Origin of the sequence: Vibrio sp. Isolate30 (genome assembly GCF_022397975.1) — a bacterium.
Taxonomy (GTDB): domain Bacteria; phylum Pseudomonadota; class Gammaproteobacteria; order Enterobacterales; family Vibrionaceae; genus Vibrio; species Vibrio fortis.
Genome location: NZ_JAKEUS010000003.1, coordinates 108950 through 135566 on the forward strand (window position 1 = coordinate 108950; position 26617 = coordinate 135566).

A 26617-nucleotide genomic window follows, 5' to 3' on the forward strand; every position below is an offset into this window, starting at 1 on the left:
TATTGTGTTACTAACCAACTAAAACGCTCCAACCCAATACAAGCATGTTAGAGCGCTATGAACTGTTTATGCTAGCCAACCCGCGAAGTGGCCCACAGCGTAAAGCGCTATACCAGCCATTACGCCCGCGACGATATCATCAATCATAATACCTAAGCCGCCATGAATGCGTTTGTCTAGCCAACCGATCGGCCACGGCTTCACCATGTCAAAAAAGCGAAACAGCACAAAGCCTGTCAGTAGCCACTTCCATTCATCGGTTGGGATCTGTAACAAAGGCACTAGGCCCATGGTGATCCAAAAGCCTGCAAACTCATCCCAGACAATTGAGCCATGATCGTGCACGCCCATATCGTCAGACGTCACCTGACAGATTTTCACACCGATGATACAGCTAAGGATCACCGCAACTACATACATTGGAAACGGCAATTGAACCAACAACAGGTAGAGTGGAATCGAGGCTAATGTGCCCATTGTGCCCGGCACGACGGGTGAGAGTCCGCTACCAAATCCAGTAGCGAGTAAATGCCAAGGGTTCTTTAGCGAAATGAGAGAAAGAGGGTTTGTCATCCGTTTACCTTAAAGTGATCGTATCCACTTAAGTCCCAACTTAGTGGTTGACCGTTGTTATGTAATTCGAAGAATTCTACAGGTCTTATCTGACCAATGCAGGTGACTTTTGTTCCAGTGTGTGACAAAGCACTTTCTAGTGAGCCTTTATTTTCTTCTGGTACAGTAAAGCACAGCTCATACTCTTCACCACTCGTCAGTGCATAGTGTTGTGCAGCCGCAATATCAGGCGTGAACTGACGTAACTCTTGAGAGATAGGCAATGCACTCACATCAATGCTTGCGCCAACCTCAGAACGCTTAAGGATATGTTTAAGGTCAGCAATGACACCATCTGAGATATCAATGGCCGATGAAGCAAGGTTCACGAGTGCCTGACCAGCTAGTACTCGAGGAGCGCTGATGTAGTGTCTTTCTTCAAGCTCCTTAGCATAAGGTTTCGCTTGATTATCTTCTGGGTTTAGTAAAACCTCTAGGCCAGCCTTGCTATCGCCTAGATTTCCGGTCACGTAAATCCAATCCCCGACTTTGGCACCGTCTCTGCGTAGCGCTTTACCTTCCGGCACAAAGCCTTGTACCGTCAGTGTCAGGCTCAGTGGCCCCTTCGTCGTGTCACCACCGATGAGTTGGATACCAAAGTAATCTGCAAGTTTGAAAAAAGAGTCACAGAATGGCGCCAGCCACGCTTCGTCGACCTCTGGCATGGTTAACGCAAAAGAGACCCACGCCGGTGTTGCCCCCATAGCAGCAAGGTCACTGATGTTTGATGCTAGTGCCTTATGCGCCACCCAAGCTGGATTGGCCTCTGCTAGAAAATGAGTACCTGCGACTAAGGTGTCGGTGCTAATAGCGATCTCTACATTGCTTGGTGGCTTGACTAGGGCACAGTCATCACCAGCAGCGAGGTGTACATCCTTACGCTGAGGTTGTCGGTTTACGAAGTATTTATCAATCAGGTTGAACTCACCAGACATGTGATTACCTTTCTTTTACCGTCATCAGTTACAAAAAAGGCCAGCATATTTGCTGACCTTTCGATTCTATGTCGAACGTATTACTTCTTACGTACGTGCGGTGCTGCTTTATCAAGTACACCGTTAACAAACTTGTGGCTGTCTTCTGCTGCAAATACTTTTGCAAGTTCGATAGCTTCGTTGATAACCACTTTGTATGGTACATCTTCGCGACGAGTCATCTCGTACATAGCTAAACGTAGAAGAGCAAGCTCCATTAAGTCCAGATCTTGCATAGGGCGAGATACGAATGGACGAAGTTTGCTGTCTAGTTCCATGTGGCTTAGAGCAACACCAGTTAGCAGGTCGCGGAAGTATGCAACGTCTGTCTCTGGCATAGCAAGCGCAGGCTCAGCTGCGTGATGCTCTTCTTCATCATACTTACCACCAGATAAGAACTGTTCTTCAACTGTGGCAATATTTTCTTTAGTAATTTGCCAAGAATAAATTGCTTGTAGAGCAAATTGACGTGCATTACGACGTGCGGCTGGTTTCACACTGGCCCCCATTAGGAATCGATTTCAGAAAGAACGTTGATCATCTCAAGTGCGCTTAGTGCAGCTTCTGCACCTTTATTACCAGCCTTGGTTCCTGCGCGTTCAATAGCTTGATCGATCGTATCAACAGTTAGCACACCGAATGCTACTGGAAGAGAGTATTCCAGAGACACTTGCGCCAAACCTTTATTACATTCACTACAAACATAGTCAAAATGAGGCGTACCGCCACGAATTACTGTACCTAGAGATACAATTGCATCGAACTTACCAGTTTTAGCAACGCGTTGCGCTACAAGTGGAAGTTCAACTGCACCTGGACAACGAACAACAGTGATGTTGTCTTCGCTAACTTGTCCGTGACGTTTTAAAGTATCGATTGCACCAGAAAGTAAACTTTCGTTAATAAAACTGTTGAAACGAGCAATAACGATAGCAATTTTTGCATTTGGCGCTGGGAAGCCACCCTCGATCACTTTCATAAGCCTTCCTTTAACTATTTTCATCAAGTGAGAATCGCCGGATTCTAGCACAAAACTGTGAGCAATATCTAATGCTAATTTTATTGAACCAGTACCGGAGAAACAAAGTGGTAACGACAGGACGATTCCTTTGCCAATAAGGCTCAAAACGCAGAGAGCATATTATGCAATCTTGTGCTCTCTGCTTAAGCCTTATCACGCAATCTAGGCTGTATTACCTTTAAAAATTTGCTGATTATTGTGCTTAAAATCAGCTTTATTCACACACGTATTCAACAACGTTCAAACCAAAACCGCCCAATGCGTGGTAGCGTTTTGAGCTTGAAGAAAGCAGACGCATGTCTTGAACACCTAAATCTTGCAGAATCTGAGAACCGACACCCACACGGCGAGACGTTCCTTGCTTCTTAGCCATCTTAGGTTGTTCATTCTTATCTTGAGCTTCAAAAGTCTTCACTTTATGAATCAGAGAATCAGACGACTCTTCATTCCCAAGAATCACCAGAACGCCACCTTCATCACCGATGCGCTTCATCGCTTTATCTAGCGACCAGCTACGTTCTGTACCACGGTCTGAGTGCAGTAAATCTGTAAACGTATCATGCAAGTGAACACGAACCAGCGGTGCTTCGCCCGTAATATCACCTTTTTGCATCGCGTAGTGGATTTGGTTATCAATCGTGTCACGGTATGTAACCAGTTCAAAATCACCAAACTCAGTTGGTAAGTGACACTGCGCAACACGCTCAATCGTCGTCTCTGTATTGTTGCGATATTCGATAAGGTCAGCAATTGTGCCTAGCTTGATGTCATGCTTTTCAGCAAACACTTCAAGGTCTGGGCGACGAGCCATAGTGCCATCATCATTCAGGATTTCAACAATCACAGATGCTGGTTCGCAGCCAGCCAAACGCGCCAAATCACAACCCGCTTCTGTGTGACCAGCTCGCGTTAATACGCCGCCCTCTTGGGCTGTGAGTGGGAAGATATGGCCCGGTTGAACTAGGTCAGCGGCTTTTGCATCTTTCGCTACAGCAGCTTGCACTGTTACAGCACGATCTGATGCCGAAATACCCGTAGTTACGCCTTCTGCAGCTTCAATAGAAACAGTGAAGTTTGTGGTGTATTGCGCGTTGTTGTCTTGAACCATAGGCGCGAGACCTAAACGGCTCGAGCGCTCTTTAGTTAGCGTCAGACAGATCAAACCACGACCAAACATCGCCATAAAGTTGATCGCTTCTGGCGTCACATGCTCTGCCGCCATGATCAGATCGCCTTCGTTCTCGCGATCTTCATCGTCCATCAGGATAACCATCTTTCCTAGGCGAATGTCTTCAATAATTTCTTGAGGAGTACTAATTGGCATTATTTTATATCCTTTGAAATGGTTCTGCTTCCAAGAACCGACACTGTTTAAACCTGATTGGCATTGCTTAGCTTTAGAGCCCTTCACTTTGACGAACAAAGAGTGGTGAGTTAAGCAAAACCGTTTTGTTGTAAGAATTCCATTGTCAGACGAGACTCTGGCTTAGACTCTTCTTGTTGACCTTGCAGCAGTCGCTCCATATAACGAGCCAAAACGTCTACCTCGAGGTTTACCTTACGACCGACATTGAACTGGTCAATCGTGGTCTCTGAAGAGGTGTGAGGAACGATTGTTAGCTTGAATGCATTCTTACGTAAATCGTTCACAGTAAGGCTGATACCATCGACAGTGATCGAGCCTTTTTGAGCAACATACTTTGAGATTTCAGCCGGCATTTCTACCCAGAACTCGATCGCACGACCCACTTGGTTGCGCTCAACAATCTCGCCCACGCCATCAACATGACCAGACACAATATGACCGCCAAAACGAGTGGTCGGTAGCATTGCTTTCTCAAGGTTCACTTTATCGCCTGCTTGATAGTCGATAAAGCCCGTCTTTTTCAGAGTTTCCAGCGATAAGTCAGCGCTATAACTGTTGTCATCAAACTCCACAACAGTCAAACACACACCGTTGGTGGCAATGCTGTCGCCAAGTTGAACATCAGACATATCTAGCTTACCGACATTCACGGTTACCGTAATATCTTCACCGCGTGGTGTGATAGCACTTAGGGTGCCTACGGCTTCTACAATTCCTGTAAACATTTTAAAACTCTTGTTCTTTCTGCTTTTACATCAAGCAGTTAAATTACTATAGATATAACAATCGCGGATTAAGATTTCCATACTGGTTGAGCGACAATGCGAATGTCTGGCCCCACCATACGTACATCTTTGATCGACAAATCGATCACATCATCCATTGAGCTCAGTCCCAGAGCACCCATTAAACCGCGGCCATCGCTGCCCATGAGTTTAGGTGCTAAGTATAAGATTAGCTCGTCAACCAGTTGGTTCTCAATAAAGCTCTTCGCCAATGTTGCCCCTGCCTCAACCCAAATATGGTCGATGTGATGGCTGGGAAGATCTTGAATCAACTGTTTAATATCAAGCTGCCCTGCACGATCAAGAGCAACCAAAATATCAGCTTCAGACTCAGCCACACGTAACACTGGAGCCTCAGATTGATACAGCTTGAGGTCTTGGTTAGCGCCTTGAAGCAGTTGAGCTTGTCGATCGAGAATCACGCGCACAGGTTGGCGCAGTGAAGATTGAGGATAAAGAGCTTGAACCGCTTGTGGAAGCTCATCCCAACGCACGTTAAGTGAAGCGTTATCCTCAATCACGGTTTGACTGGTCGATAATACCGCGCCAGCTTTAGCACGATAGTGCTGCACATCACGACGAGCACAAGGTGACGTAATCCATTGACTTTGACCATTACTCAAAGCCGTTTGACCATCTAAGCTTGACGCCATCTTCAATTGAACGAACGGCAACCCTGTTTGCATGCGTTTGATAAAGGCAGGGTTTAACGCTAATGCATCTTGCTCTAGCAGCCCAACTTGCACTTCAATACCTGCATCGCGCAGCATTTTAATACCACGACCCGCGACTTTAGGATTTGGGTCTTCCATGGCACAAATCACTTTTGCCACTTGAGCTTTAATTAACCCTTCAGCACATGGCGGCGTGCGACCATAGTGAGAACACGGCTCTAACGTCACATAGGCCGTCGCACCTTTGGCTTTGTCGCCAGCCATTCTCATTGCATGAACCTCTGCGTGGGCTTCACCCGCTTTAGCATGGAAGCCTTCACCAACAATGTTGTCACCATGCGCAATTACACAACCCACATTTGGGTTTGGTGCAGTGGTATAGATGCCGCGCTTAGCCAACTGCATAGCACGCGACATCATTTGAAAATCTAACGGAGAAAATTTTGACATGAGTTGAAGTTAGTCCTCTAGCTTGGCAATCTCTTCGCCAAACTCTCGGATGTCTTCAAAGCTGCGGTAAACAGAGGCAAAACGAATGTAAGCCACTTTATCGAGCTCTTTGAGTTGGTCCATCACAAGGTTACCAATCATTTCGGTTGGCACTTCACGCTCACCAGTTGCTCGCAATTGAGACTTAATGGTGCTGATCGCAAGTTCAATGGCATCAGCACTCACTGGGCGTTTCTCTAATGCACGCTGCACCCCACCGACCATTTTGTCTTCGTTAAAGGGTTCACGGTTGCCATTCGACTTAATCACTTTTGGCATAACAAGCTCAGCCGATTCGAATGTCGTAAAACGCTCACTACATGCCAGGCATTGACGGCGACGACGAACCTGATGCCCGTCTGCGACTAGCCTTGAGTCGATTACTTTAGTGTCGTTCTCTGAACAAAAAGGACAATGCATATCACCTCCAAATAATTGATTGTCAGTGTAACGGAATTGCCAAACGTAGGGAAAGAAAAAGGGCCAATTAAGGCCCTTTTATGTGGTTATTCGTTGATTATTACTAACCAATCGTCACATTCATCCTAGCTACGAACTAGGTAGTTGGCTTTACCCACCCACTTGTAGCTAGTTAGCTCTTCTAGCCCCATAGGACCACGAGCATGGAGCTTCTGTGTTGATACCGCAACTTCTGCGCCCAGACCAAACTGTGCGCCATCAGTAAAGCGAGTTGATGCGTTCACATAAACCGCCGCAGAACCTACCGAGTTAATAAAGCGCTCAGAGCTCTCTAGGCTGTTGGTCATGATCGCATCCGAATGGCTCGCATTGTGCACGCGCATGTGATCAATGGCCTGAGCTACATCCGCAACCACCTTTACACCTAAGGTGTAGCTTAGCCACTCAGTATCGAAATCATCTTCACCCGCATCACGCACGTCAGCGAAATCAGCAAGCAGCACTTTAGCACTGGCATCAGCCACTAGCGTTACTTTACCCGCTAGACGAGTTTTAAGCTTGCCTAGGAATTCCTCAGCTACCGCTTCATGAACAAGCAAAGTATCTAATGAGTTACACGCAGATGGGCGCTGAACCTTCGAGTTTTCAACCACATTCACCGACTTTTCTAGGTCAGCAGATTCATCAACGAAGATATGGCTAATGCCGAAGCCACCGATGATTACTGGAATAGTACTGTTCTCTTTACACATCTTGTGTAGGCCAGCACCACCGCGTGGGATAATCATATCAACGTACTCATCAAGCTTAAGCAGCTGAGAAACAAGCTCACGGTCTGGCTTCTCAATGTACTGTACCGATGCCGCAGGTAGCTCTGCTTTCTCTAACGCAGACTGAATCACTTTAACCAGTTCCATGTTCGAGAAAAACGTCTCTTTACCGCCACGCAGAATGCTCGCATTGCCCGTTTTCAAACACAGCGCTGCGATATCAATGGTCACGTTTGGACGCGCTTCATAGATAACACCTACAACGCCAAGTGGAACGCGACGACGAGAAAGCGACATACCATTTTCTAGTACTTTGCTGTCAATCTCACTGCCCACAGGGTCATTTAGGCTGATAACGTTGCGTACATCGTTAGCAATGCCCGTTAAACGCTCTTCATTAAGAAGTAGGCGGTCAAGCAGCGCTTCTGTTAGACCAGCTTCGCGGCCCAGTTCGATATCTTTTGCGTTCGCCTCAAGAATGGTCGCTGCGTTTGCTTCTAGTTCATCCGCAATAATCGATAACGCTTTGTTCTTCTGCGCTGTTGAAGCAGTAGCTAGGTGAAAGGCAGCCTCTTTTGCTGCGATACCCATGTTAGTTAAATCCACGTTTAACTCTCCCTTAATTCTGTCTGTCTATGTGAAATTCTGGGTACGCTATTTATTGAAATAGCCACCTTCTATCGGCAGCTATTCATCGGTATCTCATTTTCTGAGCAAGCGTACTAAGTTTAGCTCGTCTGTTACTCTTGGATCACAACCATGTCATCACGGTGAATAACCTCTGAGCCGTAGTCATAACCCAGAATTTCTCCAATATCTTTACTGTGTTTGCCCGCAATCTTCGCCAAGTCTTGACTTGAGTAGCTTGCGATACCACGCGCAACCACTTTACCTTTGTTATCTGTTACTTGAGTGACTTCGCCACGAGAAAACTCTCCGCGAACTTGAATCACGCCTTTAGCCAGCAAACTGCTGCCCTTGGTATTTACAGCATTGACTGCACCGTCATCGACTACGATGTCACCCGCCGATGCAGGACCAGCCAGAATCCAACGCTTGCGGTTTTCAAGCGCCTCTTCTAGCGGTAAGAAACGCGTGCCTTGTGGTTCTGCACTCAATGAGTCGAATACCACATTTTCTGCGCTGCCTGCTGCGATGATCACTTCAATACCTGCACGACGCGCAATATCTGCAGCTTGCAGTTTAGTCGCCATGCCGCCTGTTCCTAGCGTAGTGCCACTGCCACCAGCAATCTTACGTAAGGTATCATCGATGGTCTTAACCTCTTTGATCAACTCAGCATTTGGGTCTTTGCGAGGATCAGCGGTAAATAGACCTTTTTGGTCAGTGAGAAGAAGAAGCTTATCCGCACCACACAAAATACCGACTAAAGCAGACAAGTTGTCGTTGTCACCAACCTTAATCTCGTTGGTCGCTACCGCATCATTCTCATTAACGATTGGAATAATATCGTTCTCTACCAATGCATTGATTGTGTCACGTGCATTTAGGAAGCGTTCACGATCATCTAGGTCAGCGCGCGTTAACAGCATTTGGCCAATCTTGATGCCATAGATAGCGAACAAAGACTCCCAAACTTGAATCAACTGGCTCTGTCCTACTGCAGCAAGCAGCTGTTTGCTCGCCATTGAGTTGGGCAGTGCGGGGTAACCAAGGTGCTCACGTCCAGCCGCGATCGCGCCAGACGAAACCATAACCACAGAGTGGCCTTGCTTTTTAAGTTCTGCACACTGACGCACAAGCTCTACCATGTGAGCTCGGTCTAACGCTAATGTGCCACCAGTTAAGACACTGGTACCCAGTTTTACAACGACAGTTTTACGCTGTGTTGCTGTCCCGCTTTGATGATTAGTTGTCATGAAGTCTTTATATGAATAAAACAAATAAGAGGTGATGTTTTAACAATCAAAACGGGAATTCACAAGTAGAAAAGGTGCGAAATCGCACCTTTTTACCTTATAGAGAGGAGTAACCTTTAAAATTAGACAAATTCGACAGAAGCTGCGTCTAACTCAACCTCCAGTTCAAACTTTGTTTTCAGCTCGTCAGATAGCTTTTGATGAAACGCTTCTTGAGTACGAGTGACCTCAGAAACGGCTTTCTTAGGGAGTTCCAGCTCTTCCCATTCGCCTTCAACGTTATATTTGCCAATGTTGTATTTCGCGGTAAAGCCTTGTTCAGATTTTGCCAATTCTAGCCACCACCCCCAGAACTCACGCTCTTCTGGTGACTTCTTATCGTTCACGCATACTGAAAGGCAATCGAAGATATAATGGCCGTCTTCAGATTGTGGCTCTCTCAAATATGGACCAATGGCCTTTAAAACATTTAGCAAACGATAATGAGTTGGTTGTTGTGTCACTTCTGACATATTGAATCTCCATTTTCAATGTTAAGAATGACGCTACTCAGACTGTAATACGTAGAAAACACGCAAATAGATTTTATAAATTTTCTCTGAGTATCAGGTACTTAATCTGTACACTTTTCATGCTTAACTAATTTAGGAGAAATGTCATCTAAATAATTCATCCTCAAGCCATTTTATCGCCAATTCGAGGGATTGCTCATAACCTTGTGTAATTGACTTGGACTTAATTTTCTTCGCCTTACCGTAATCACTGTAAATAGCAACCAGTTGATTATCAGATGGTGGGGAAACGGGATCGCCATCGAGCGCCAATGCCAAGATAGGCACACGCGTTTTACTATTTGCCAATAATCCCTGAACTTTCAGTGACCAAGCCATTAGTTGCCCCGATAAGCTATTGATATCAACCGCACCTTTACCCAAGCGAGAAGCCAGCACATCAAGATGCATCTTCGGCATCTGTTTCAGTTTATCCGCATGAACAAAAATATCGTGAATCGGCGCGCCAAGTGCCACACAAGCTTTGATTTTCTGCTGCTCTAAGAACGACAATCGAACCATGGCATTACCGCCGAAGCGGAAGCCAAAAAGGCCGACCTTATAGTGATCAACCCATGGAATATTAGGCAGTTCATTCAGAACGGCTTGGTGCAGACATGAAGAGTCTTCCGTTAACGGCCAATGAGAGCTGTGACCAATTGACGGCATATCAACGGTAAGCATCGCAATGTTTTTCGGTGCAAGATAGTCACGGAACAGACGCCACATGTCAGTTTGCAAGCTATCTAGCCCGGCACTAACAATCACCACAGGCTGTGGCTTGTCGGTTTTAGAGAGGTGCAAATGCGCTTTGATCTTACGATTCTGGTATGGAACTTCGATCTGCTTGACCACCAGCTTAGTGTGTTTGATCGCTTCCGCATACGCGGTATTCGCCAACACCTGAGCTTGAGTCGCCAGGTTGTCATTTTTCAAATGAGGGTAACCGGCAATACTGAAACAAAGTGACGCGGAAAACAGTTCCTCTGCCACCTCTTCACCACTTTTATCATTAGCGCGATTTTGGTGCTGCATACCGAGCTTGGTCCACTCATAGGCCCAGTTACCACTGCGGTACCCCATTACTGTATCCAACCAATCGTCTGTCGTACGAGAATGGGTCGATGATGCAATGCGCGATAACACCGCTTCTTGCTCTATCGGGTTTACCCCTTGCCAAACCCACTGCATACGGCGCAGATTTCGGTACCACGCGCTGTCTTGCTGCTCATGTTTCTGTTCAAGAAGCTCAACAGAACTCGGCATATATTGCGTCAGCATTGAGGTCTCTTTCGCTTGCTTATGTTTAACGAATAGAGTTTCAGATAGGTTTTTACTGGTTTCTTCAGATAACGACATGGGGGATTCTCAGTCGAGGATAATGACTGTAATGATATAAAAAAAAATGACCCTATAAAGGGTCATTTCTCAAAAAACATAGATAATGCTTATTTTGACTTACGATTTACTGGCTCAATGTAACCTAGGCTTAGGTCCCACGGCTGTTCAATCCAAGTGTCTTGTGCGATATCAACGATGTAATCGTCTAGTAGTGCTGCACCTGAAGGCTTCGCACATACCGCGATAAGTTTCGCTTTAGGGTACATTTCACGCAGTTTACGTGCAGTGTCACCGCTGTCTACTAGGTCTTCAACGATTAGGAAACCTTCACCGTCACCCTCTGGCGCTTTAACGACAGTCATATCACGTTGGTGATCGTGGTCGTAGCTAGAAATACAAATTGTATCAACGTAACGAATACCTAGCTCACGAGCCAAGATTGCGCCTGGTACTAAACCGCCGCGACTTACTGCCCAGATACCCTTCCACTGTTCTGCTGGCATTTGCTTAGCAGCCAGTTCACGGCAGTAAGATTGCATGTTGTCCCATGTGATGATGAATTTGTTACTCATAGTAATTAAACCTAATAAATTGTCATGTTGTTAGAGGCCATATCCACATGGCCTCTGCAAGCGATTAAGCAAAGATGAACTTAAGGATAAAGATCGCAGACATTACCCAAACAGCAATAGAAACGTCGCGACCTTTGCCACTTAGCAGCTTAATTGCAGCGTAAGCGATGAAACCTAGAGAGATACCCTCTGCAATAGAGTACGTCAACGGCATAAGCAGACATGTTACCACGACTGGTGCTGCTTCTGTAAGATCACGCCAATCAATGCCAACCAAACCAGACATCATCAGAATTGCTACATAGAATAGCGCGCCCGACGTTGCGTAAGCTGGAATCATGCCCGCTAGAGGCGAGAAGAATAGAGCGAGAAGGAAAAGTACGCCCACGACCACAGCCGTTAGACCAGTACGACCACCTTCAGCAACACCAGAAACACTCTCTACGTAAGAAGTCGTGTTTGATGTACCTAGAAGCGCACCAATAGATGTTGCAGTTGAGTCAGCAAGCAGTGCTTTGTTCAAGCGAGGTAGTTTGCCATCTTCTTTGATTAGGTTTGCTTTTGTTGCAACGCCAACCAGCGTACCGGCAGTGTCGAATAGGTCAACGAATAGGAAAGCAAAAACAACAGAGATCATGCCGATTTCAAATACAGCAGAGAAATCAAGTTGCATGAAAGTTGGAGCTAGGCTTGGTGGTGCAGAAACAATACCACCGTATTGCACATCACCAATCACAATTGCAATCGCTGTGATTGCAAGAATCGCAATCATTACCGCACCTTTCACACCACGGTGAACCAGTGCAACCGTCAGGAAGAAACCAAGTGCGCCTAGGATAGGACCAATCGCCGTCACATCACCCAGTGATACTTTCGTTGCTGGGTTAGCAACAACGATACCTGCGTTGCTTAGAGCGATGAATGCAAGGAAAAGACCGATACCTGCAGAGATACCCACACGTAGAGACATTGGAATCGAGTTAATGATCCATTCACGAACTTTGAAAATGCTCAAGAAAATGAAGATAACGCCCGACACAAATACCGCAGCCAAAGCCACTTGCCACGTATAGCCCATGCCCATTACAACAGCGTAAGTAAAGAACGCGTTCAGACCCATGCCTGGAGCTTGAGCGATTGGGTAGTTAGCCACAAAGCCCATAATGAAACAGCCAATAGCCGCAGCTAGACAGGTTGCTACAAATACAGCGCCGTGATCCATACCTGCGTCAGCTAAGATCATTGGGTTTACAAAAATGATGTAAGCCATGGTAAGGAAGGTCGTTAGACCGGCGATGATTTCAGTGCGCACATTTGTGCCGTTTTCACTGAGTTTGAATAGCTTTTCGAACATTATCGAATCCTATAAGGGTAAAAAGTAAACGGTTGCGTAATCGATTGGCTCAGGATTATAAAGTCATCAAATAACAAATTCCAGATAGAATTAAGACTCTAACCAATATTTATAGAGGGAATGTATGAAACAGGGCGATTAAAGAGGTCAAAAACAAGATGATAAATAAATTAAAAACAAACACTTAAAATCATCTATAAAATGAAAAACAACTGATGTTTTTTTCCACCACCTAGAAAATTCATCGAGATGAGAAGGCAAAGACCGTACGATAAAAGTCATTAAAGCGCCTCTCTTTTCAACAGATCTGGTAATAAGGGAAATTCTGATCGGTTGTGGTGCAAAATTTAACCAGAAGAGGTTACTCGAGAAAAGCGATGGGACAAACGACAGGCAAAAAAAACGCCACTCAAATTTGAGTGGCGGTAGAATCAGTCAACCAAGAGGGTTGTAAAAAAATTCCAATATATAGGGGTGAACAAACTGTTCAAGTCACACGCTCGGGTTACTTGTAACCAAAGCTAGTTGGGTATGCAAAGTTGCTAGTGTAAACAGAGCTGTTAAGCCAGAACGTTGCAGATGGTAAACCTTTCATAACTATCACCTTAAATAAATCAATTAAAAACAATTTTGATTTCTCGGTTCCTTGGAGGCGATAAACGGACTCATCCTTTGAGCATTTACTCTTCGTCTCAGAAGTTGGTTATTAATATACCCCAAAGAAAAAAGATTACAAGTATTTTTTGCATTAGCTCACACTTTTCGCAAAAAAAGACCAAATAACAAACTTAAATTGTAATTAAATTACAAAACAGACCGATAAAAACGTTTGCACGACAAATTAGTAAGCAACTAAGCTCTTATTTTTGATCAGGGTGACAAATCTATTTTCAAACTTTGCAACAATTGCCCTCGACTACCGCTACTCGTTGCCCCACTCAAATGGTATGCTGTCGGCATCAAAACAGACCCATATTTCTAGATAATTGTCCTTTATACAAAGCTACTTTTACCTAAAGATATGGTTATTAAATCAAAAAGGAGTCATCCGTGTCTGAATTCCATTCTGAGATCAGTAAATTATCCCCTACTCCACTTTGGCAGTTTTTCGATAAGATTTGCTCAATCCCACACCCATCAAAGCACGAAGAAGAGTTAGCTCAATACATTATTGCTTGGGCAACAGAGCAAGGCCTAGATGTACGTCGTGATCCAACAGGTAACGTATTCATCAAAAAGCCAGCAACACCGGGTATGGAAAACAAAAAAGGTGTGGTACTGCAAGCTCACATCGATATGGTTCCACAAAAGAATGAAGATACGGTTCACGACTTCACTAAAGACCCAATCCAACCGTACATCGACGGTGAATGGGTTACTGCAAAAGGCACTACGCTTGGTGCAGACAACGGCATGGGCATGGCATCTTGCCTAGCGGTTCTTGCATCAAACGAAATTAAGCACGGCCCTATCGAAGTGCTACTTACTGTAGACGAAGAAGCAGGCATGACGGGTGCGTTCGGTCTTGAAGCGGGTTGGTTAGAAGGTGACATCCTTCTTAACACCGATTCAGAGCAAGAAGGCGAAGTTTACATGGGTTGTGCTGGCGGTATCGACGGTGCAATGACATTTGACGTTGCTCGTAACGCTATCCCAGAAGGTTTCGTAACTCGTAAGCTAACGCTTAAAGGCCTAAAAGGCGGTCACTCAGGTTGTGACATTCACACCGGTCGTGCAAACGCAAACAAACTGCTTGCTCGCTTCCTAGCGGGTCACGCGAAAGAGCTAGACCTACGTATCGTTGAATTCAAAGGCGGTAGCCTACGCAACGCGATTCCTCGTGAAGGTTTCGTAACGCTTGCTGTTCCAGCAGAAAACCAAGAGAAACTGGCTTCGCTATATAACTACTACACTGAGCTTCTTTCAACTGAGCTAGGTAAAGTAGAAGACAGCATTGTTACTTTCAACGAAGAAGCTTCAGTTGAAATGGGCGCTCTTGCAGCAGCAGACCAAGCTCGCTTCATCGCAGCACTTAACGCAGCGCCAAACGGCGTGATCCGTATGAGTGACGAAATTGAAGGCGTTGTTGAAACGTCGCTGAACGTTGGCGTTATCACAACGGAAGAGAACTCAATCACTGTGCTTTGCCTGATCCGTTCTCTTATCGATTCTGGCCGTAGCCAAGTTGAAAGCATGCTTCACTCAGTAGCAGAACTTGCTGGCGCGAGCATTGAATTCTCTGGCGCTTACCCAGGTTGGAAGCCAGATGCCGATTCTGAAATCATGCACATCTTCCGTGATATGTACGAAGGTATCTACGGTCACAAACCAAACATCATGGTTATCCATGCTGGCCTTGAATGTGGTCTATTCAAAGAACCTTACCCGAACATGGACATGGTTTCTTTCGGCCCAACAATCAAATTCCCGCACTCTCCAGATGAGAAAGTGAAGATTGATACCGTTGAGCTATTCTGGAACCAAATGGTTGCACTGCTTGAAGCAATCCCAGAAAAAGCTTAATTCGCGTTTTTCGTAGAAATAAAAACAGGTACTCATTGAGTACCTGTTTTTTTAGATAACAATATTTCGATAAGGATCGTTAAGCACGCTCTGCTGCGTAAGCCGCTAGCTCATCCATTGATGTTTGAGCCACAATCTCACCATCAATAGAGTAAGTCACGATTTCGCCTTCACGTACACCAATCAAAGTCGCTTTGTCACCATTTTGGTATGTGATGCTCATTTGAATCGTGTTTTCATCCAACTGCATCATTTCACCACGTTCAATCACACGGTTTTGAGTCAGAGGTGCAATTGGCGCTTCAGTTAGAGATTTATCGAGCTGATGGTTGATGTCGATGTAAGTATCAGTTTTGCTGTCGAAGATATGCGGTGTACCAGTAATCGGGTTTTTGCCCGTCCAGAACTCAAGCGAGTTAAAGACCAAGTAGTCAGCAGCAACAGTTAAACCGTATACAGGTGCCAGCAGCATGTTAAGTCCACCACGTGCATAACGGTTATCTACGGCTTTAAGGTTAAACTGCATTAGGTAACCCGTAACCGCATTGCTGCCTACACAGCCAGAAAGAGCGACCGACGCCACTGCTAATGCTACGATCTTTGTGATTGTTTTCTTCATAACGATCTCAGTTGATTAATTTACTCACCAAAAAAAGGCGCTGGATAGTACCAACCTCAACCCTTCGAAATATCAGCGTAAAATCAACAAATTGTCAGGATTAATACAGCAAACGAGCACATTGATTAACTTTGAATCAACGTCGATTCCAATCACAAAGCCCACCAATTAAAAATTTTTGTCGTCACCGTAAAGTGATTGATTCGTACTAAAAATCAACGATTGATACATTCCGATTTAACCCATTATCTATTCGTTGAGAACCCTAAATGGCAAGACTAAAACCTAATCAACCATTCGAACTTCTTGGTCAATCTGTACAACCAGGCCACAGAATGGAGATTGAACTTCAAGCGGCTCAGCTGTATACCCACTCACCGCTATCGATCCCTATTGAGGTGATTCATGGTCGTCAGGCAGGACCAACGTTGATGGTAAACGCGGCGATTCATGGTGACGAACTCAATGGCGTAGAGATTGCCCGTCAACTGACGAATGCTATCGAACCGAAAAAGCTAAAAGGTACCTTAATTGTTGTACCTATCGTTAACGTGTTTGGCTTTATTCATAAATCACGCTACCTGCCTGATCGCCGCGACCTAAACCGCTGCTTCCCAGGGAGTGAGAAAGGCTCACTGACATCGCGTATCGCACACACTTTCTTTGAGAACGTAGCGACGCGTTGTGATTACATCTTGGATTTGCATACAGGTGCTATTCACCGCACTAACTTGCCTCAGATTCGCGCGAACTTGTCGAACCCTGAGACATTAAGAATTGCTAACGCATTCGCAACCCCAGTGATCATCGACTCACCACTGCGTGACGGCTCACTGCGCAGCGAAGCAGAAAAACTGGGAATCCCAGTACTCACGTACGAAGGAGGGGAAGCGCTACGCTTTGACCACCTTGCAATTCGTGCTGGTTACTTGGGCGTTCATCAAGTAATGAAAGCGATTGGTATGCTAAGACCAAACCGTAAGAAGCTACCAGAGCCTGTGATCAGTCGCTCCACCAGCTGGATCCGTGCAGAATCAGACGGCATCTTACGTAACATGGTAAGACTGGGCGAAAAAGTCGAAGCCGGACAAACTCTGGCGTATGTCAGTTCACCACTGGGTAATCAAGAGAGCCAAATCATCACTAAGAAAGGCGGTATTGTGATTGGTCAGCAAACGCTGCCATTGGTTAATGAAGGTGACGCCGTATTCCACATTGCTTACTTTAATCAAGATGATGAAGATGTAGAACAGTCAGTAGAAAACTACATTGAAGAAGTCGCGGAAGAAGATTGGTTAACGACGCTGAATAACTGATCGCTCACCGGGCGATAAACCAAACTCCACAAAAAAGGCCCCAGTCGCTTAATACGATTGGGGCCTTTTCTTTACCAGGCGAGTAAACTCAACCTCGTAGAATCTGAATCTTATTCAGCGTCAAGCTCAGCTGCTGCTGCGCGAGCTTTTGCACGTGCTTCGCGCGCTTGCTCTGCTTTTAGCTCTTTAGCATGACGAAGTTCATCACGCTCTTTACGCTGCTCTGCTTTACGCTCGTTACGCTCAGCTTGGTTAGCAACGAAAGACGCTAGCTCTTTCTCTGCCCACTCTTGTGCTTGAGCTTCAGTTTCAAAACCCGTTTCACGCTTAGAAACGCGAGTTGAGCGAGATGTTACTTGACGAGTAATCTCTGCACACCAGCCATTGCGTTTTTCAGAAAGGCGGATATCAAATTTTTTGGTCTTAGACATGTTCTGTATTTCCTAAGGGAGATCATTAAGGGATCGGTCAACTTTGATAACTCCATCTATGTGAGCATCTTTTAACACCATCCCTTGGTAAGCGCGGTATTAGAGCACAAATCAGTAAACATTGCTGCAAATATTTGCAGCGGATCACACTCCAATCGAGCAAATCGTTTGCGACTCAATGTTCTCGATTTCATTCATCCTTGTTTACGCTTCGTTTTGCAGACAACAAAGCGTTAATGATGAAATGAACTATGCTCAAACTTAGGCAAGTGAACCCATTAATCGACCAGATTACCCATCACCGTTCAATGCCTTAACTACTCCGCCCATAATTAAAATAGCTAAGGAGTCGCTATGGATAGCTTCATTAAAAATCTACCAAAAGTTGAGCTACACCTACATATTGAGGGCACGTTAGAGCCAGAGCTGATGTTTGAGTTAGCAAAAAGAAACAACATCGACATCCCTTTCGATACCCCAGAACAAGTGCGCCAAGCGTATCAGTTTCATAATCTACAATCGTTTCTCGACATCTATTACCAAGGTGCCAATGTTCTTATTCATGAACAGGATTTCTATGACCTAACTTGGGCTTATTTACTCAAGTGCCAACAAGACAATGTGATTCATACCGAGATCTTTTTTGACCCACAAACACACACAGAGCGAGGGATTGAGTTTGAAACGGTCATCACAGGCATCACTCGCGCTCTCAAACAGGCCGATCAAGAACTCGGGATAAGTAGCCAAGTAATCATGTGTTTCTTACGCCACCTTGATGAAGAGAGCGCCTTTGAAACACTCAATCGCGCCCTCCCCTACAAAGAGCACATAATTGGCGTCGGACTCGACTCTTCCGAACTGGGTCACCCACCAGAAAAATTTCAACGCGTGTTTCAAGAAGCTCTTAACCACGGCTTTCTCAGCGTGGCTCATGCTGGTGAAGAAGGGCCCGCTCAGAATATTCGAGACGCGATAGAAGTATTAGGTGTAACCCGAATAGATCATGGCGTGCGCTGCAGTGAAGACCCAGAACTCGTGTCAGAGCTTGCCGCTCGTCGCATGCCGTTAACGGTTTGTCCGCTGTCGAACACCAAGCTCAAAGTCTTTGAGACAATGCAACAACACAACATCATCGAATTGCTGAGAAACGGACTGTGCGTGACCATAAATTCGGATGACCCCGCCTATTTTGGTGGCTATATGAATGATAACTTCTTAGCCGTTGCACATGCTCATGATGTCACAGAACAAGAGATCGCACAGTTGAGTATCAACGCCATTGAAGCAAGTTTCATCTCCCCTCACGCCAAGGAAGATATGATCACCCAAGTTCGACACTATCTCGCCAATCATTAAACTCGGATAATAGAGGTAAACGAAAAAAGGAAGCGCGCGGCTTCCTTTTTCAATCTTTAGATACTGATAACGAATGCTTTAACCTGGGTGGCCATCGACTCTCGGCGTCAATAGCATCATACCGAACTTAAGTACGTACATACCGAATGCCAATACCCACAACCCAGCGCTAATGTTAATGATAGGCATCATATAAGCTGGGAAGAAACTGACTCCGACGCTTCGCAATATTGCCGCTAGGATTAACGCAGCAAATGCCAAAGCCATATTCGGGCCTTTATAGATAGCGCGCCCTGTGTGACCCATAGTAACACGAGCAATCATCGCCAAGATCAAACCGCTTAGGCCGCCAATCGCAAACAGATGGATCATGTTGTGTCCGGCAAAAGGGCTGTCCAGCAAGCCACGTAGCAACAAACTCAATGGAATACACAAATATGCGGCATGCAGTGACCAGACCAACGGCTCAGATAATGTCGCCCAAGGCTTCCAACGGATCACACGCACCAATTGCACAAGACCAGTAAACAACATCAAAGGCTTACCCACTTCAACAAAGGTCAATGGGAAGAAGCTTAAAACAAACAATCCAACTAACGGCAGGTTTGCCAACCACTCTAGCCATAGCAAAGGCTGTGGCTTATCAAAATTAAAACGACGTGCAGTGAAGAATGGAATCACTCTTCCCCCCATCACCGACAACAATAAGGTGAACCACCACAACATCGCATGCCAAACCGCTGAAGAAGGAAATGGAGGCATACCTTTAATGGTTGCGTAGCTAGCAAAGTTAGCGACGATCGCCAGAATAAACAGCGGAACGAAGAATAGATTTTTCCACCCTTTTGCATGCACAACTCGAAAACCGATCTCGTACGCTGCAAACGCCAAAAACAGTGCTTCAATCGATGAGATTAACCACAACGGTGCCGGTGTCCAAAACAGAATCCGAGGCGCGAGCCATAAACCAACCAAAGCAGCGAGACGATAATGCTTAGTACCATTGACGCCCGTCCACGTCTGCACAGCGGTTAAAACAAACCCCACGACAATCGCCATCGAAAAACCAAATAACATTTCATGAACATGCCACCATAAGGCAGGGACTTGCAAAGCCTCTGGCTGGCCGTTTTGGAACATGTATACCCAAAGAACAATCGCGAGTACCGCATAAATGCTACCGAGGAAGAAGAAGGGTCTAAAGCCCAGGCGTAAATAAGCAGGAATCGCATCCTCGACACTTTTGTCTGTGATATTTAACAAAGTCGCTCCTAGATTAATAAGCGTGTCGCCTAAGCGAATCAAATAGGCTTGGCGATAGTTTCACATATAACTAGGTTAATGCATGAAACATTCCAACATTCTAAATCGCTGTATTTATTGCTTTTAACCCAAACACCCAAGTAATTTAGAGTCATTTTAACACAGCAGCATGAGTCAATTAGACTTATAGATGTCTTAAAGTTATATGCTGACTTTTATTGGTATCCCTCATATAGTAGGAGAGGCTTTCAACAATAAACAGACAAGGATGGCGATGTATATTTTTGGCTACGGCAGTTTAATTAACTCTTCTTCACGACAACTTACCGGACAGACTGGCAAGGCAATCCCTGCAATCGTCGACGGCTTAGTCAGACATTGGAGTAAAATCGACGACAGCTATGTGCTCTCTCCTTTGATCGTGAATCAAGGGCAGGGACAAGTAAATGGTGTATTACTTGAAGTCGATGAAGTGGCACTCGTTGAGTTTGACCGTCGTGAGCGCGGCTATCACCGCATTGAATTAAACCCTGATCAGATCGAAGCACATCAAGGCTTTGATCCTTCACAAACGATCTGGGTTTACATTAAAGATGAGATTGAAGCACCCTGCAACAATAGCCCGATCGTTCAAACGTATGTCGACACGGTCATCGCAGGCTGCTTGGAGATATCCGAGAGTTTTGCTTCTCACTTTGTCCAGCACACACAAGGTTGGCAACACCCTATGGTTAATGATCGCCACCAGCCTAAATATGGCAACCTCGCGGGTGTATCTGAGCACCACCACAGCATCATTGATGACCTACTACTAGTGGTGCGCAGCTCATAAATATCTAAACGATGCGAACTCCTGCTGGCATCATACGCTCTGGTGTCAGCAGAACACTTTCAGACTCATCATCCGTTTCAGCACACAACAGCATACATTCCGATGTATGACCACGCATCTTAGCCTTTGCCAGGTTACACAGCACCACCACTTGCTTACCCATTAACTCTTCTTCTGTGTAATAAGGCACTAAGCTCGTGACTGTCTGGAGGGTTTTCTCACCGACATCGATCTGAACAATGTAGAGTTTGTCTGCATTTTCATGACGAGCAACCTCAATGATCTTACCCACACGCATCTCTAACTTAGCAAAATCACCGTACGCAATCGTATCCATATCTACTCCCTTATTATTGATGAAATTAACTTTTACTTAATTTTAGTAAAGTGTAAACATTTACACTAGCACTAAAGCTAATAATTACAAGCGGTAAAGATCTCAATATTGGAAGTAAAAGATAAGTTTGATTGCCATAGTATCAGTGACGGTGTTAAATAGGAGCGGTACTGAGTAGAGGTAAAAAATGGCAACAATAAAAGATGTGGCAAAGGAAGCCGGTGTATCTGTCGCAACGGTATCCCGTGTAATTAACAAGTCCCCTAAGGCAAGCGCAAGCTCAATTGAGTCTGTCACGCAAGCCATGAAAAAGCTGGGCTACCGCCCTAACGCCAATGCTCGTGCATTAGTCAGTCAAAGTACCAATACCGTGGGTGTTTTGGTTGGTGATATCTCAGATCCTTTCTTCGGCACACTGGTTAAATCGGTCGATAATGTGGCGCGTGAAAACGGCAAACATATTCTCGTCGGTAATGGCTCACACGACCGTGAAGAAGAGAAGCAAGCCATAGAGCTCTTAATCAACAACCGCTGCGAGTCTTTAGTGATTCACTCTAAAGGCCTTACCGATGAAGAACTCATCGCGTATGCAAAAGAAGTAAAAGGCTTGGTGGTCATTAACCGTTACATCGAAGAGATTGGTGAGCGCTGTATCTTCCTCGATAACCAAAAAGGCGCTTACCTAGCGACCGAATATCTTATCCGCCATGGTCACCGCAATATCGCGTGCATCGCATCGTCAATCAACATTGAAGATGCCGACGAACGTGTTCAAGGCTACCGAGCAGCACTGAGTGATTACGATATCGAGCTGCCAGATAGCTATATTGAAAGCTCACAACCAAGCAGTGAAGGTGGCGAATACGCCATGACCAACTTGCTTACCAAATCGCTACCCATTACAGGCATCGTGGCTTATAACGACTACATGGCCGCCGGTGCCCTATCCGTGTTAGACGAAAATGGCATTCAAGCGCCCGACCAAATGTCGATTGTCGGCTTTGATGACGGTTTGATCGCTCGCTATGTCTCACCAAAGCTGACCACCATTCGTTATCCAATTCAGATCATGGCAGAGAAGGCGACACGTCTTGCACTACAACTTGCCAAGCAGGAAGTCACCAGCTCAGAAACAATGAGATTCTCTCCGACTCTGGTTCGCCGAAATTCTGTATCAAAAGTCAGCTAGAAGCTCTGCTAGCTACTGATAAGAACAGCTGCGTTACTTAAAACACTCTATCCACAGCACTCTGCCAATAGACAAAAAAAAGCCCTAGCGAAAAACGTTCGCTAGGGCTTTGTTACCATACTCTCACTAATGTATTTTAGTCATTCCCTCGTCAGTAATCTCCCCATAACGAGGTTCACCACACCCTTTGAGCTGAGTGACTCAGTCTGAACAATCCCCCGAAAATTCAAACTGATAGCAAGTTTGGTAGCGATACTCTTGTTCAGGTCTAAGAGTACAGCTCTCTTGCTTCCACTCTGGATGGTTTGGCGAGTCTGGTAAAAACTGAGTTTCCAACGCGACACCTGCGTAATCTTGATAGCTTGTACCGGAACGATTTGGCGTTCCTGCCAACCAGTTCCCGGTGTAAAGCTGCATCGCAGGCTTGGTCGTAAACACTTTTAAAGTGACAAGTGCGTCAGGCGAAGTCACCGTCGCGGCACATTTACCCGCTCGACACTCTTCCGCTAACAGAAATGAATGGTCATAACCTTTGGCATTTTTCTGCTGCTCATCGCCCATCAAACGCTCTGAGATCATCGTAGGCCGATTGAAATCAAAGCTGGTCGATTTCACCGATTTAAGCCCACTCAACGGAATGCCAGATTTATCTGTCGGTAAATACTGAGACGCATTAATGCTGACGATATGCGACAAACAATCTTGCTCTAACTCTGCACCCAGCAAGTTGAAGTAGGCATGGTTGGTTAGGTTAACCACGGTCTCTTTATCGGTTGTGGCAAAGTAGTCGATGGATACTCGGTTATCTTCTGTCAGTTGATAACGCACCGATACCTTAAGGGTACCCGGGAATCCTTGGTCACCATCTTGGGAAGTTAATTCATAAGTCACCGAGCTTTCGGTTTGCTCTTGAGTAGTCCAGCGGCGCTTATCAAAACCGTTAGGACCACCATGCAGAGTGTTCCCTGCCTGATTGACATCGACCTTATGGTTAACACCATCAATCTTGAAACGCCCCTTTGCAATGCGATTAGCGTAGCGGCCGACTGTGGTTCCCATATAACTGGCTTGCTTATTGAAGTTTTCCATTGAGTTTACGCCCAATAGCACTTCTCTGTTATTCCCTTTTACTGGCAGGATACAGCTCAACCATGTCGCGCCAATATCCATCAGTGTCACTTCCATGCCTTGTTGGTTGGTTAATGTCACCAACTGAGCAGGTTGCCCATCATAGGCTGCCGTTTGAGTCATTGACTGATGCAAACTTTGCGCTTGTGTCATCCTACATTCCTTCCTAGTGCCAGCAAAAAGCCTCTACAAAAGTGCAAAGGCTTTACTATTTGGCCTACCATGATCTTTTTACTTCAGCAGACCTATAATCAAAGGGTTAGATTACTTCAACTATGCCCGCTCCGTCTTTCGCTTGGCACACATAAATGGATTCTTTTAGACCTGTAGCTGCTTGATATTTCTGCTCTACCGTCGCTTTGATTTCGTCAACCAGCGTTGGTGGCACTAAGGCTACGATACAGCCACCAAAGCCTCCGCCCGTCATACGCACGCCACCTTCATCGCCAATCACTTCTTTAACCATTTCAACCAAAACGTCGATCTCATTAACGGTGATTTCAAAATCATCACGCATTGAAGCATGAGATTCCGCCATCAGTTCGCCCATGCGTTTCATGTCATGATTACGCAATGCAACGGCCGCTTCCTCTGTACGATCGTTCTCAGTAATCACGTGACGAGCTCGCTTGGCCACCATCTCATCCAGTTCATCCACTTTTGCATTGAACTGCTCAATCGTGACATCACGAAGTGCAGGCACACCAAAGATGCGTGCAGCTTCTTCACACTGCTCACGACGAGTGTTGTATTCACTGTCGACCAAGCCACGTTTCTTGTTAGAGTTGATGATCACCACTGCCATATCTTCTGGCATTGAAACGGGTGTCGTTTCTAGACTACGGCAGTCCAAAAGCATTGCGTGATTGGCTTGGCCTTCCGCAGAAATCATTTGATCCATGATGCCGCAGTTACAGCCAACAAATTCGTTTTCAGCTTGTTGACCATTTAGTGCGATTTCAGCTTGGCTGATCTCCAAGTTGTAAAGCACCTTGAAGGTTTGACCAATCACCACCTCTAAAGCTGCCGAAGAACTTAATCCCGCCCCTTGAGGCACATTACCCGTTACCGAAATATCGGCACCATTGAACTCATAGCCACGCGCTTTCAGACACTTCACCACACCACGAATGTAGTTCGCCCACATTTTGTCTTGTTGAAAGGTGATCTCTTGGGTTAGGTCGAACTCATCCACTGCATCACCATAGTCAACCGATACCACTCGCACGATGTTGTCTTCACGTTTCGCTGCCGCCACCACTGTTTGGTAGTTAATGGCACACGGTAGGACAAAACCATCATTGTAATCGGTGTGTTCACCTATCAGGTTTACACGGCCTGGCGCTTGGATGATATGAGTCGGAGCGTAATTGAGTACCGCATTGAACGACGCTTTTGCATTTTGGATTAGATCAGACATAAGGAGACTCTCTGGTTAAACTTTTATTCAATTGATTGTGGCCCCTTATCGGCACCACTTTAATTCTGTTCGATTCCCTATCACGTTCATCTCTCCCGGTTGGGAATGACAACATCAGCTTCTTAGCTTTTAGACTCCTAGAAACTTCACGTCTTAGGCGTCTCATCTGTCGTCATTCCAGAACCGAGGGACGAGATATCAGGAATCTCGCTTGTTACCCACGAAGCAGCGTATTACTGCTCTTTGTAATGCACGTCACTCAAATCACGTAGACGCTGCGCCGCTTGCTCTGCCGTGAGGTCGCGTTGCGATTCAGCGAGCATTTCATAACCCACCATGAACTTGCGCACCGATGCGCTACGCAGTAGTGGTGGGTAGAACAGCGCATGCAATTGCCAATGGTCAATATCAGTACCTTCTTCAAAGAATGGCGCATAGTGCCAGCCCATTGAATATGGGAATGAACATTGGAACAGGTTGTCGTAGCGGCTTGTTAGTTTCTTAATCGCAACCGCCAAATCATCACGTTGCTCGTCGGTCAGTTCACTCATACGACGAATGTGTGTTTTTGGTAGCAACATGGTTTCGAACGGCCAAGCCGCCCAGTAAGGCACAACGGCAATCCAGTGCTCGGTTTCAACTACCGTGCGTGAGCCGTCTTTCATTTCTGCTTCTACGTAATCCACCAACAGGTTTGAAGCTTGTTGTTCAAAGTACTCTTTTAGTAGTTTTTCTTTGCGTTCAATCTCGTTTGGCAGAAAGCTGTTCGCCCAGATTTGGCCATGTGGGTGAGGCTGAGAACAACCCATGGTCTCGCCTTTATTCTCAAACGCTTGAACCCAAACGTATTCCTGACCAAGCTCTTCAATCTGCTCGTTCCAAGTATCAATCACACCACGGATCTTATTAACCGGTAGCTCTGGCAATGTTTTGCTGTGATCAGGCGAGAAACAGATCACGCGGCTCAACCCGCGAACACCTTGAGTCTTAAATAGAGGGTTTTCAGACTCTGGAGCATCAGGTGAATCAGGCATCAACGCCGCGAAATCATTACTAAAAACATAAGTCCCGTCGTAGTCTGGGTTTTCATCCCCTGAGATGCGCGTATTGGTCGGACACAAGAAACACTCTTTGTCGTACGCTGGAAGTTGCTCGGTTGATGGCTTCTCATCTTGACCACTCCAAGGGCGCTTCGCTCGATGTGGTGATACTAAAATCCACTGACCCGTTAGTGGGTTATAACGACGGTGCGGGTGGTCTACTGGGTTAAATTCAACTTTTGACATACTTACATTGCTCTTAATTTTTGTGTCTTGGTCAATTAACCAAGATGAATAATTCTGCTTTGGGGAGATTCCCTATCACGCTCGTCCCTCGCTGTAGGGAATGAC

General features: G+C 45.7%; 26 protein-coding genes. 5 read left to right on the plus strand and 21 right to left on the minus strand.

Annotated elements, in window-relative coordinates; translation table 11 throughout:
• Positions 1-66: 66 nt before the first annotated feature.
• The 14 genes from pgpA to L1D60_RS10805 form a co-directional block, all read right to left on the minus strand.
• Complete coding sequence (gene pgpA / locus L1D60_RS10740) at positions 67-573, minus strand: phosphatidylglycerophosphatase A (RefSeq protein WP_239841085.1); 507 nt, start codon at positions 571-573, stop codon at positions 67-69.
• Positions 570-1547, minus strand: coding sequence for a thiamine-phosphate kinase (gene thiL / locus L1D60_RS10745; RefSeq protein WP_239841086.1), 978 nt, complete (start codon positions 1545-1547; stop codon positions 570-572). Before thiL ends, pgpA begins: the two co-directional genes overlap by 4 nt.
• A gap of 80 nt (positions 1548-1627) precedes the next feature.
• Positions 1628-2095 carry a transcription antitermination factor NusB gene (nusB, locus tag L1D60_RS10750; protein WP_004734399.1) on the minus strand — a complete coding sequence of 156 codons (468 nt, stop codon included), beginning with the start codon at positions 2093-2095 and terminating at the stop codon, positions 1628-1630.
• Positions 2095-2565, minus strand: coding sequence for a 6,7-dimethyl-8-ribityllumazine synthase (ribE, locus tag L1D60_RS10755; protein ID WP_004741508.1), 471 nt, complete (start codon positions 2563-2565; stop codon positions 2095-2097). Before ribE ends, nusB begins: the two co-directional genes overlap by 1 nt.
• A gap of 256 nt (positions 2566-2821) precedes the next feature.
• Positions 2822-3931 carry a bifunctional 3,4-dihydroxy-2-butanone-4-phosphate synthase/GTP cyclohydrolase II gene (ribBA, locus tag L1D60_RS10760; RefSeq protein ID WP_239841087.1) on the minus strand — a complete coding sequence of 370 codons (1110 nt, stop codon included), beginning with the start codon at positions 3929-3931 and terminating at the stop codon, positions 2822-2824.
• A 110-nt stretch (positions 3932-4041) separates the two neighbouring features.
• Positions 4042-4698, minus strand: coding sequence for a riboflavin synthase (locus L1D60_RS10765; RefSeq protein ID WP_032551635.1), 657 nt, complete (start codon positions 4696-4698; stop codon positions 4042-4044).
• A gap of 68 nt (positions 4699-4766) precedes the next feature.
• Complete coding sequence (ribD, locus tag L1D60_RS10770; protein WP_239841088.1) at positions 4767-5882, minus strand: bifunctional diaminohydroxyphosphoribosylaminopyrimidine deaminase/5-amino-6-(5-phosphoribosylamino)uracil reductase RibD; 1116 nt, start codon at positions 5880-5882, stop codon at positions 4767-4769.
• A 9-nt stretch (positions 5883-5891) separates the two neighbouring features.
• Positions 5892-6341 (minus strand): transcriptional regulator NrdR, encoded by a 450-nt coding sequence (gene nrdR, locus L1D60_RS10775; RefSeq protein WP_032551633.1) that lies wholly within the window; start codon positions 6339-6341, stop codon positions 5892-5894.
• Between the two features lie 125 nt (positions 6342-6466).
• Positions 6467-7717, minus strand: a complete 1251-nt coding sequence (locus L1D60_RS10780; protein WP_239841089.1) for a glutamate-5-semialdehyde dehydrogenase — start codon at positions 7715-7717, stop codon at positions 6467-6469.
• A 134-nt stretch (positions 7718-7851) separates the two neighbouring features.
• The gene (proB, locus tag L1D60_RS10785; protein WP_239841090.1) at positions 7852-8991 is read right to left on the minus strand and encodes a glutamate 5-kinase; all 1140 of its coding nucleotides are present in this window, start codon (positions 8989-8991) and stop codon (positions 7852-7854) included.
• A gap of 122 nt (positions 8992-9113) precedes the next feature.
• Positions 9114-9503 carry a sigma factor-binding protein Crl gene (gene crl / locus L1D60_RS10790; protein WP_239841091.1) on the minus strand — a complete coding sequence of 130 codons (390 nt, stop codon included), beginning with the start codon at positions 9501-9503 and terminating at the stop codon, positions 9114-9116.
• A 144-nt stretch (positions 9504-9647) separates the two neighbouring features.
• The gene (gene frsA, locus L1D60_RS10795; RefSeq protein WP_239841092.1) at positions 9648-10901 is read right to left on the minus strand and encodes an esterase FrsA; all 1254 of its coding nucleotides are present in this window, start codon (positions 10899-10901) and stop codon (positions 9648-9650) included.
• Positions 10902-10990: 89 nt separating this feature from the next.
• Positions 10991-11455: an oxytetracycline resistance phosphoribosyltransferase domain-containing protein Tet(34) gene (gene tet(34) / locus L1D60_RS10800; RefSeq protein ID WP_032551628.1), complete on the minus strand. Its 465-nt coding sequence runs from the start codon at positions 11453-11455 to the stop codon at positions 10991-10993.
• 64 nt (positions 11456-11519) lie between these two features.
• On the minus strand, positions 11520-12809 hold the full coding sequence (locus L1D60_RS10805; RefSeq protein ID WP_239841093.1) for an NCS2 family permease: 1290 nt from the start codon (positions 12807-12809) through the stop codon (positions 11520-11522).
• Positions 12810-13859: 1050 nt separating this feature from the next.
• Between L1D60_RS10805 and L1D60_RS10810 the strand changes: the two genes are divergently transcribed.
• Positions 13860-15332 carry an aminoacyl-histidine dipeptidase gene (locus tag L1D60_RS10810; protein ID WP_239841094.1) on the plus strand — a complete coding sequence of 491 codons (1473 nt, stop codon included), beginning with the start codon at positions 13860-13862 and terminating at the stop codon, positions 15330-15332.
• A gap of 79 nt (positions 15333-15411) precedes the next feature.
• Here L1D60_RS10810 and L1D60_RS10815 read toward each other — a convergent pair whose 3' ends face one another.
• Positions 15412-15951: a DUF3332 domain-containing protein gene (locus L1D60_RS10815; RefSeq protein WP_239841095.1), complete on the minus strand. Its 540-nt coding sequence runs from the start codon at positions 15949-15951 to the stop codon at positions 15412-15414.
• Positions 15952-16220: 269 nt separating this feature from the next.
• Between L1D60_RS10815 and L1D60_RS10820 the strand changes: the two genes are divergently transcribed.
• Positions 16221-17267: a succinylglutamate desuccinylase/aspartoacylase family protein gene (locus tag L1D60_RS10820; protein ID WP_239841096.1), complete on the plus strand. Its 1047-nt coding sequence runs from the start codon at positions 16221-16223 to the stop codon at positions 17265-17267.
• Positions 17268-17377: 110 nt separating this feature from the next.
• On the opposite strand, the gene L1D60_RS10825 is transcribed toward L1D60_RS10820, so the two are convergent.
• Positions 17378-17698 (minus strand): DUF3622 domain-containing protein, encoded by a 321-nt coding sequence (locus L1D60_RS10825; protein ID WP_150893636.1) that lies wholly within the window; start codon positions 17696-17698, stop codon positions 17378-17380.
• A gap of 354 nt (positions 17699-18052) precedes the next feature.
• Between L1D60_RS10825 and L1D60_RS10830 the strand changes: the two genes are divergently transcribed.
• Entirely contained in the window at positions 18053-19057 is a 1005-nt protein-coding gene (locus L1D60_RS10830) for an adenosine deaminase (RefSeq protein ID WP_239841097.1), read from the plus strand.
• A 78-nt stretch (positions 19058-19135) separates the two neighbouring features.
• Here L1D60_RS10830 and L1D60_RS10835 read toward each other — a convergent pair whose 3' ends face one another.
• Entirely contained in the window at positions 19136-20320 is a 1185-nt protein-coding gene (locus tag L1D60_RS10835; RefSeq protein ID WP_239841098.1) for an NnrS family protein, read from the minus strand.
• A gap of 274 nt (positions 20321-20594) precedes the next feature.
• Between L1D60_RS10835 and L1D60_RS10840 the strand changes: the two genes are divergently transcribed.
• Positions 20595-21152, plus strand: a complete 558-nt coding sequence (locus tag L1D60_RS10840; protein ID WP_239841099.1) for a gamma-glutamylcyclotransferase family protein — start codon at positions 20595-20597, stop codon at positions 21150-21152.
• A gap of 4 nt (positions 21153-21156) precedes the next feature.
• Here L1D60_RS10840 and L1D60_RS10845 read toward each other — a convergent pair whose 3' ends face one another.
• Positions 21157-21489 (minus strand): tRNA-binding protein, encoded by a 333-nt coding sequence (locus L1D60_RS10845; RefSeq protein ID WP_239841100.1) that lies wholly within the window; start codon positions 21487-21489, stop codon positions 21157-21159.
• A 187-nt stretch (positions 21490-21676) separates the two neighbouring features.
• On the opposite strand from L1D60_RS10845, the gene L1D60_RS10850 reads away from it, so the two are divergent.
• Positions 21677-22678, plus strand: coding sequence for a substrate-binding domain-containing protein (locus L1D60_RS10850; protein ID WP_239841101.1), 1002 nt, complete (start codon positions 21677-21679; stop codon positions 22676-22678).
• Positions 22679-22879: 201 nt separating this feature from the next.
• Here L1D60_RS10850 and galM read toward each other — a convergent pair whose 3' ends face one another.
• The 3 genes from galM to L1D60_RS10865 form a co-directional block, all read right to left on the minus strand.
• Positions 22880-23959 (minus strand): galactose-1-epimerase, encoded by a 1080-nt coding sequence (gene galM, locus L1D60_RS10855; RefSeq protein ID WP_239841102.1) that lies wholly within the window; start codon positions 23957-23959, stop codon positions 22880-22882.
• 106 nt (positions 23960-24065) lie between these two features.
• The gene (galK, locus tag L1D60_RS10860; protein ID WP_239841103.1) at positions 24066-25226 is read right to left on the minus strand and encodes a galactokinase; all 1161 of its coding nucleotides are present in this window, start codon (positions 25224-25226) and stop codon (positions 24066-24068) included.
• Between the two features lie 233 nt (positions 25227-25459).
• Complete coding sequence (locus tag L1D60_RS10865) at positions 25460-26512, minus strand: UDP-glucose--hexose-1-phosphate uridylyltransferase (protein WP_239841104.1); 1053 nt, start codon at positions 26510-26512, stop codon at positions 25460-25462.
• Between the last annotated feature and the right edge of the window lie 105 nt (positions 26513-26617).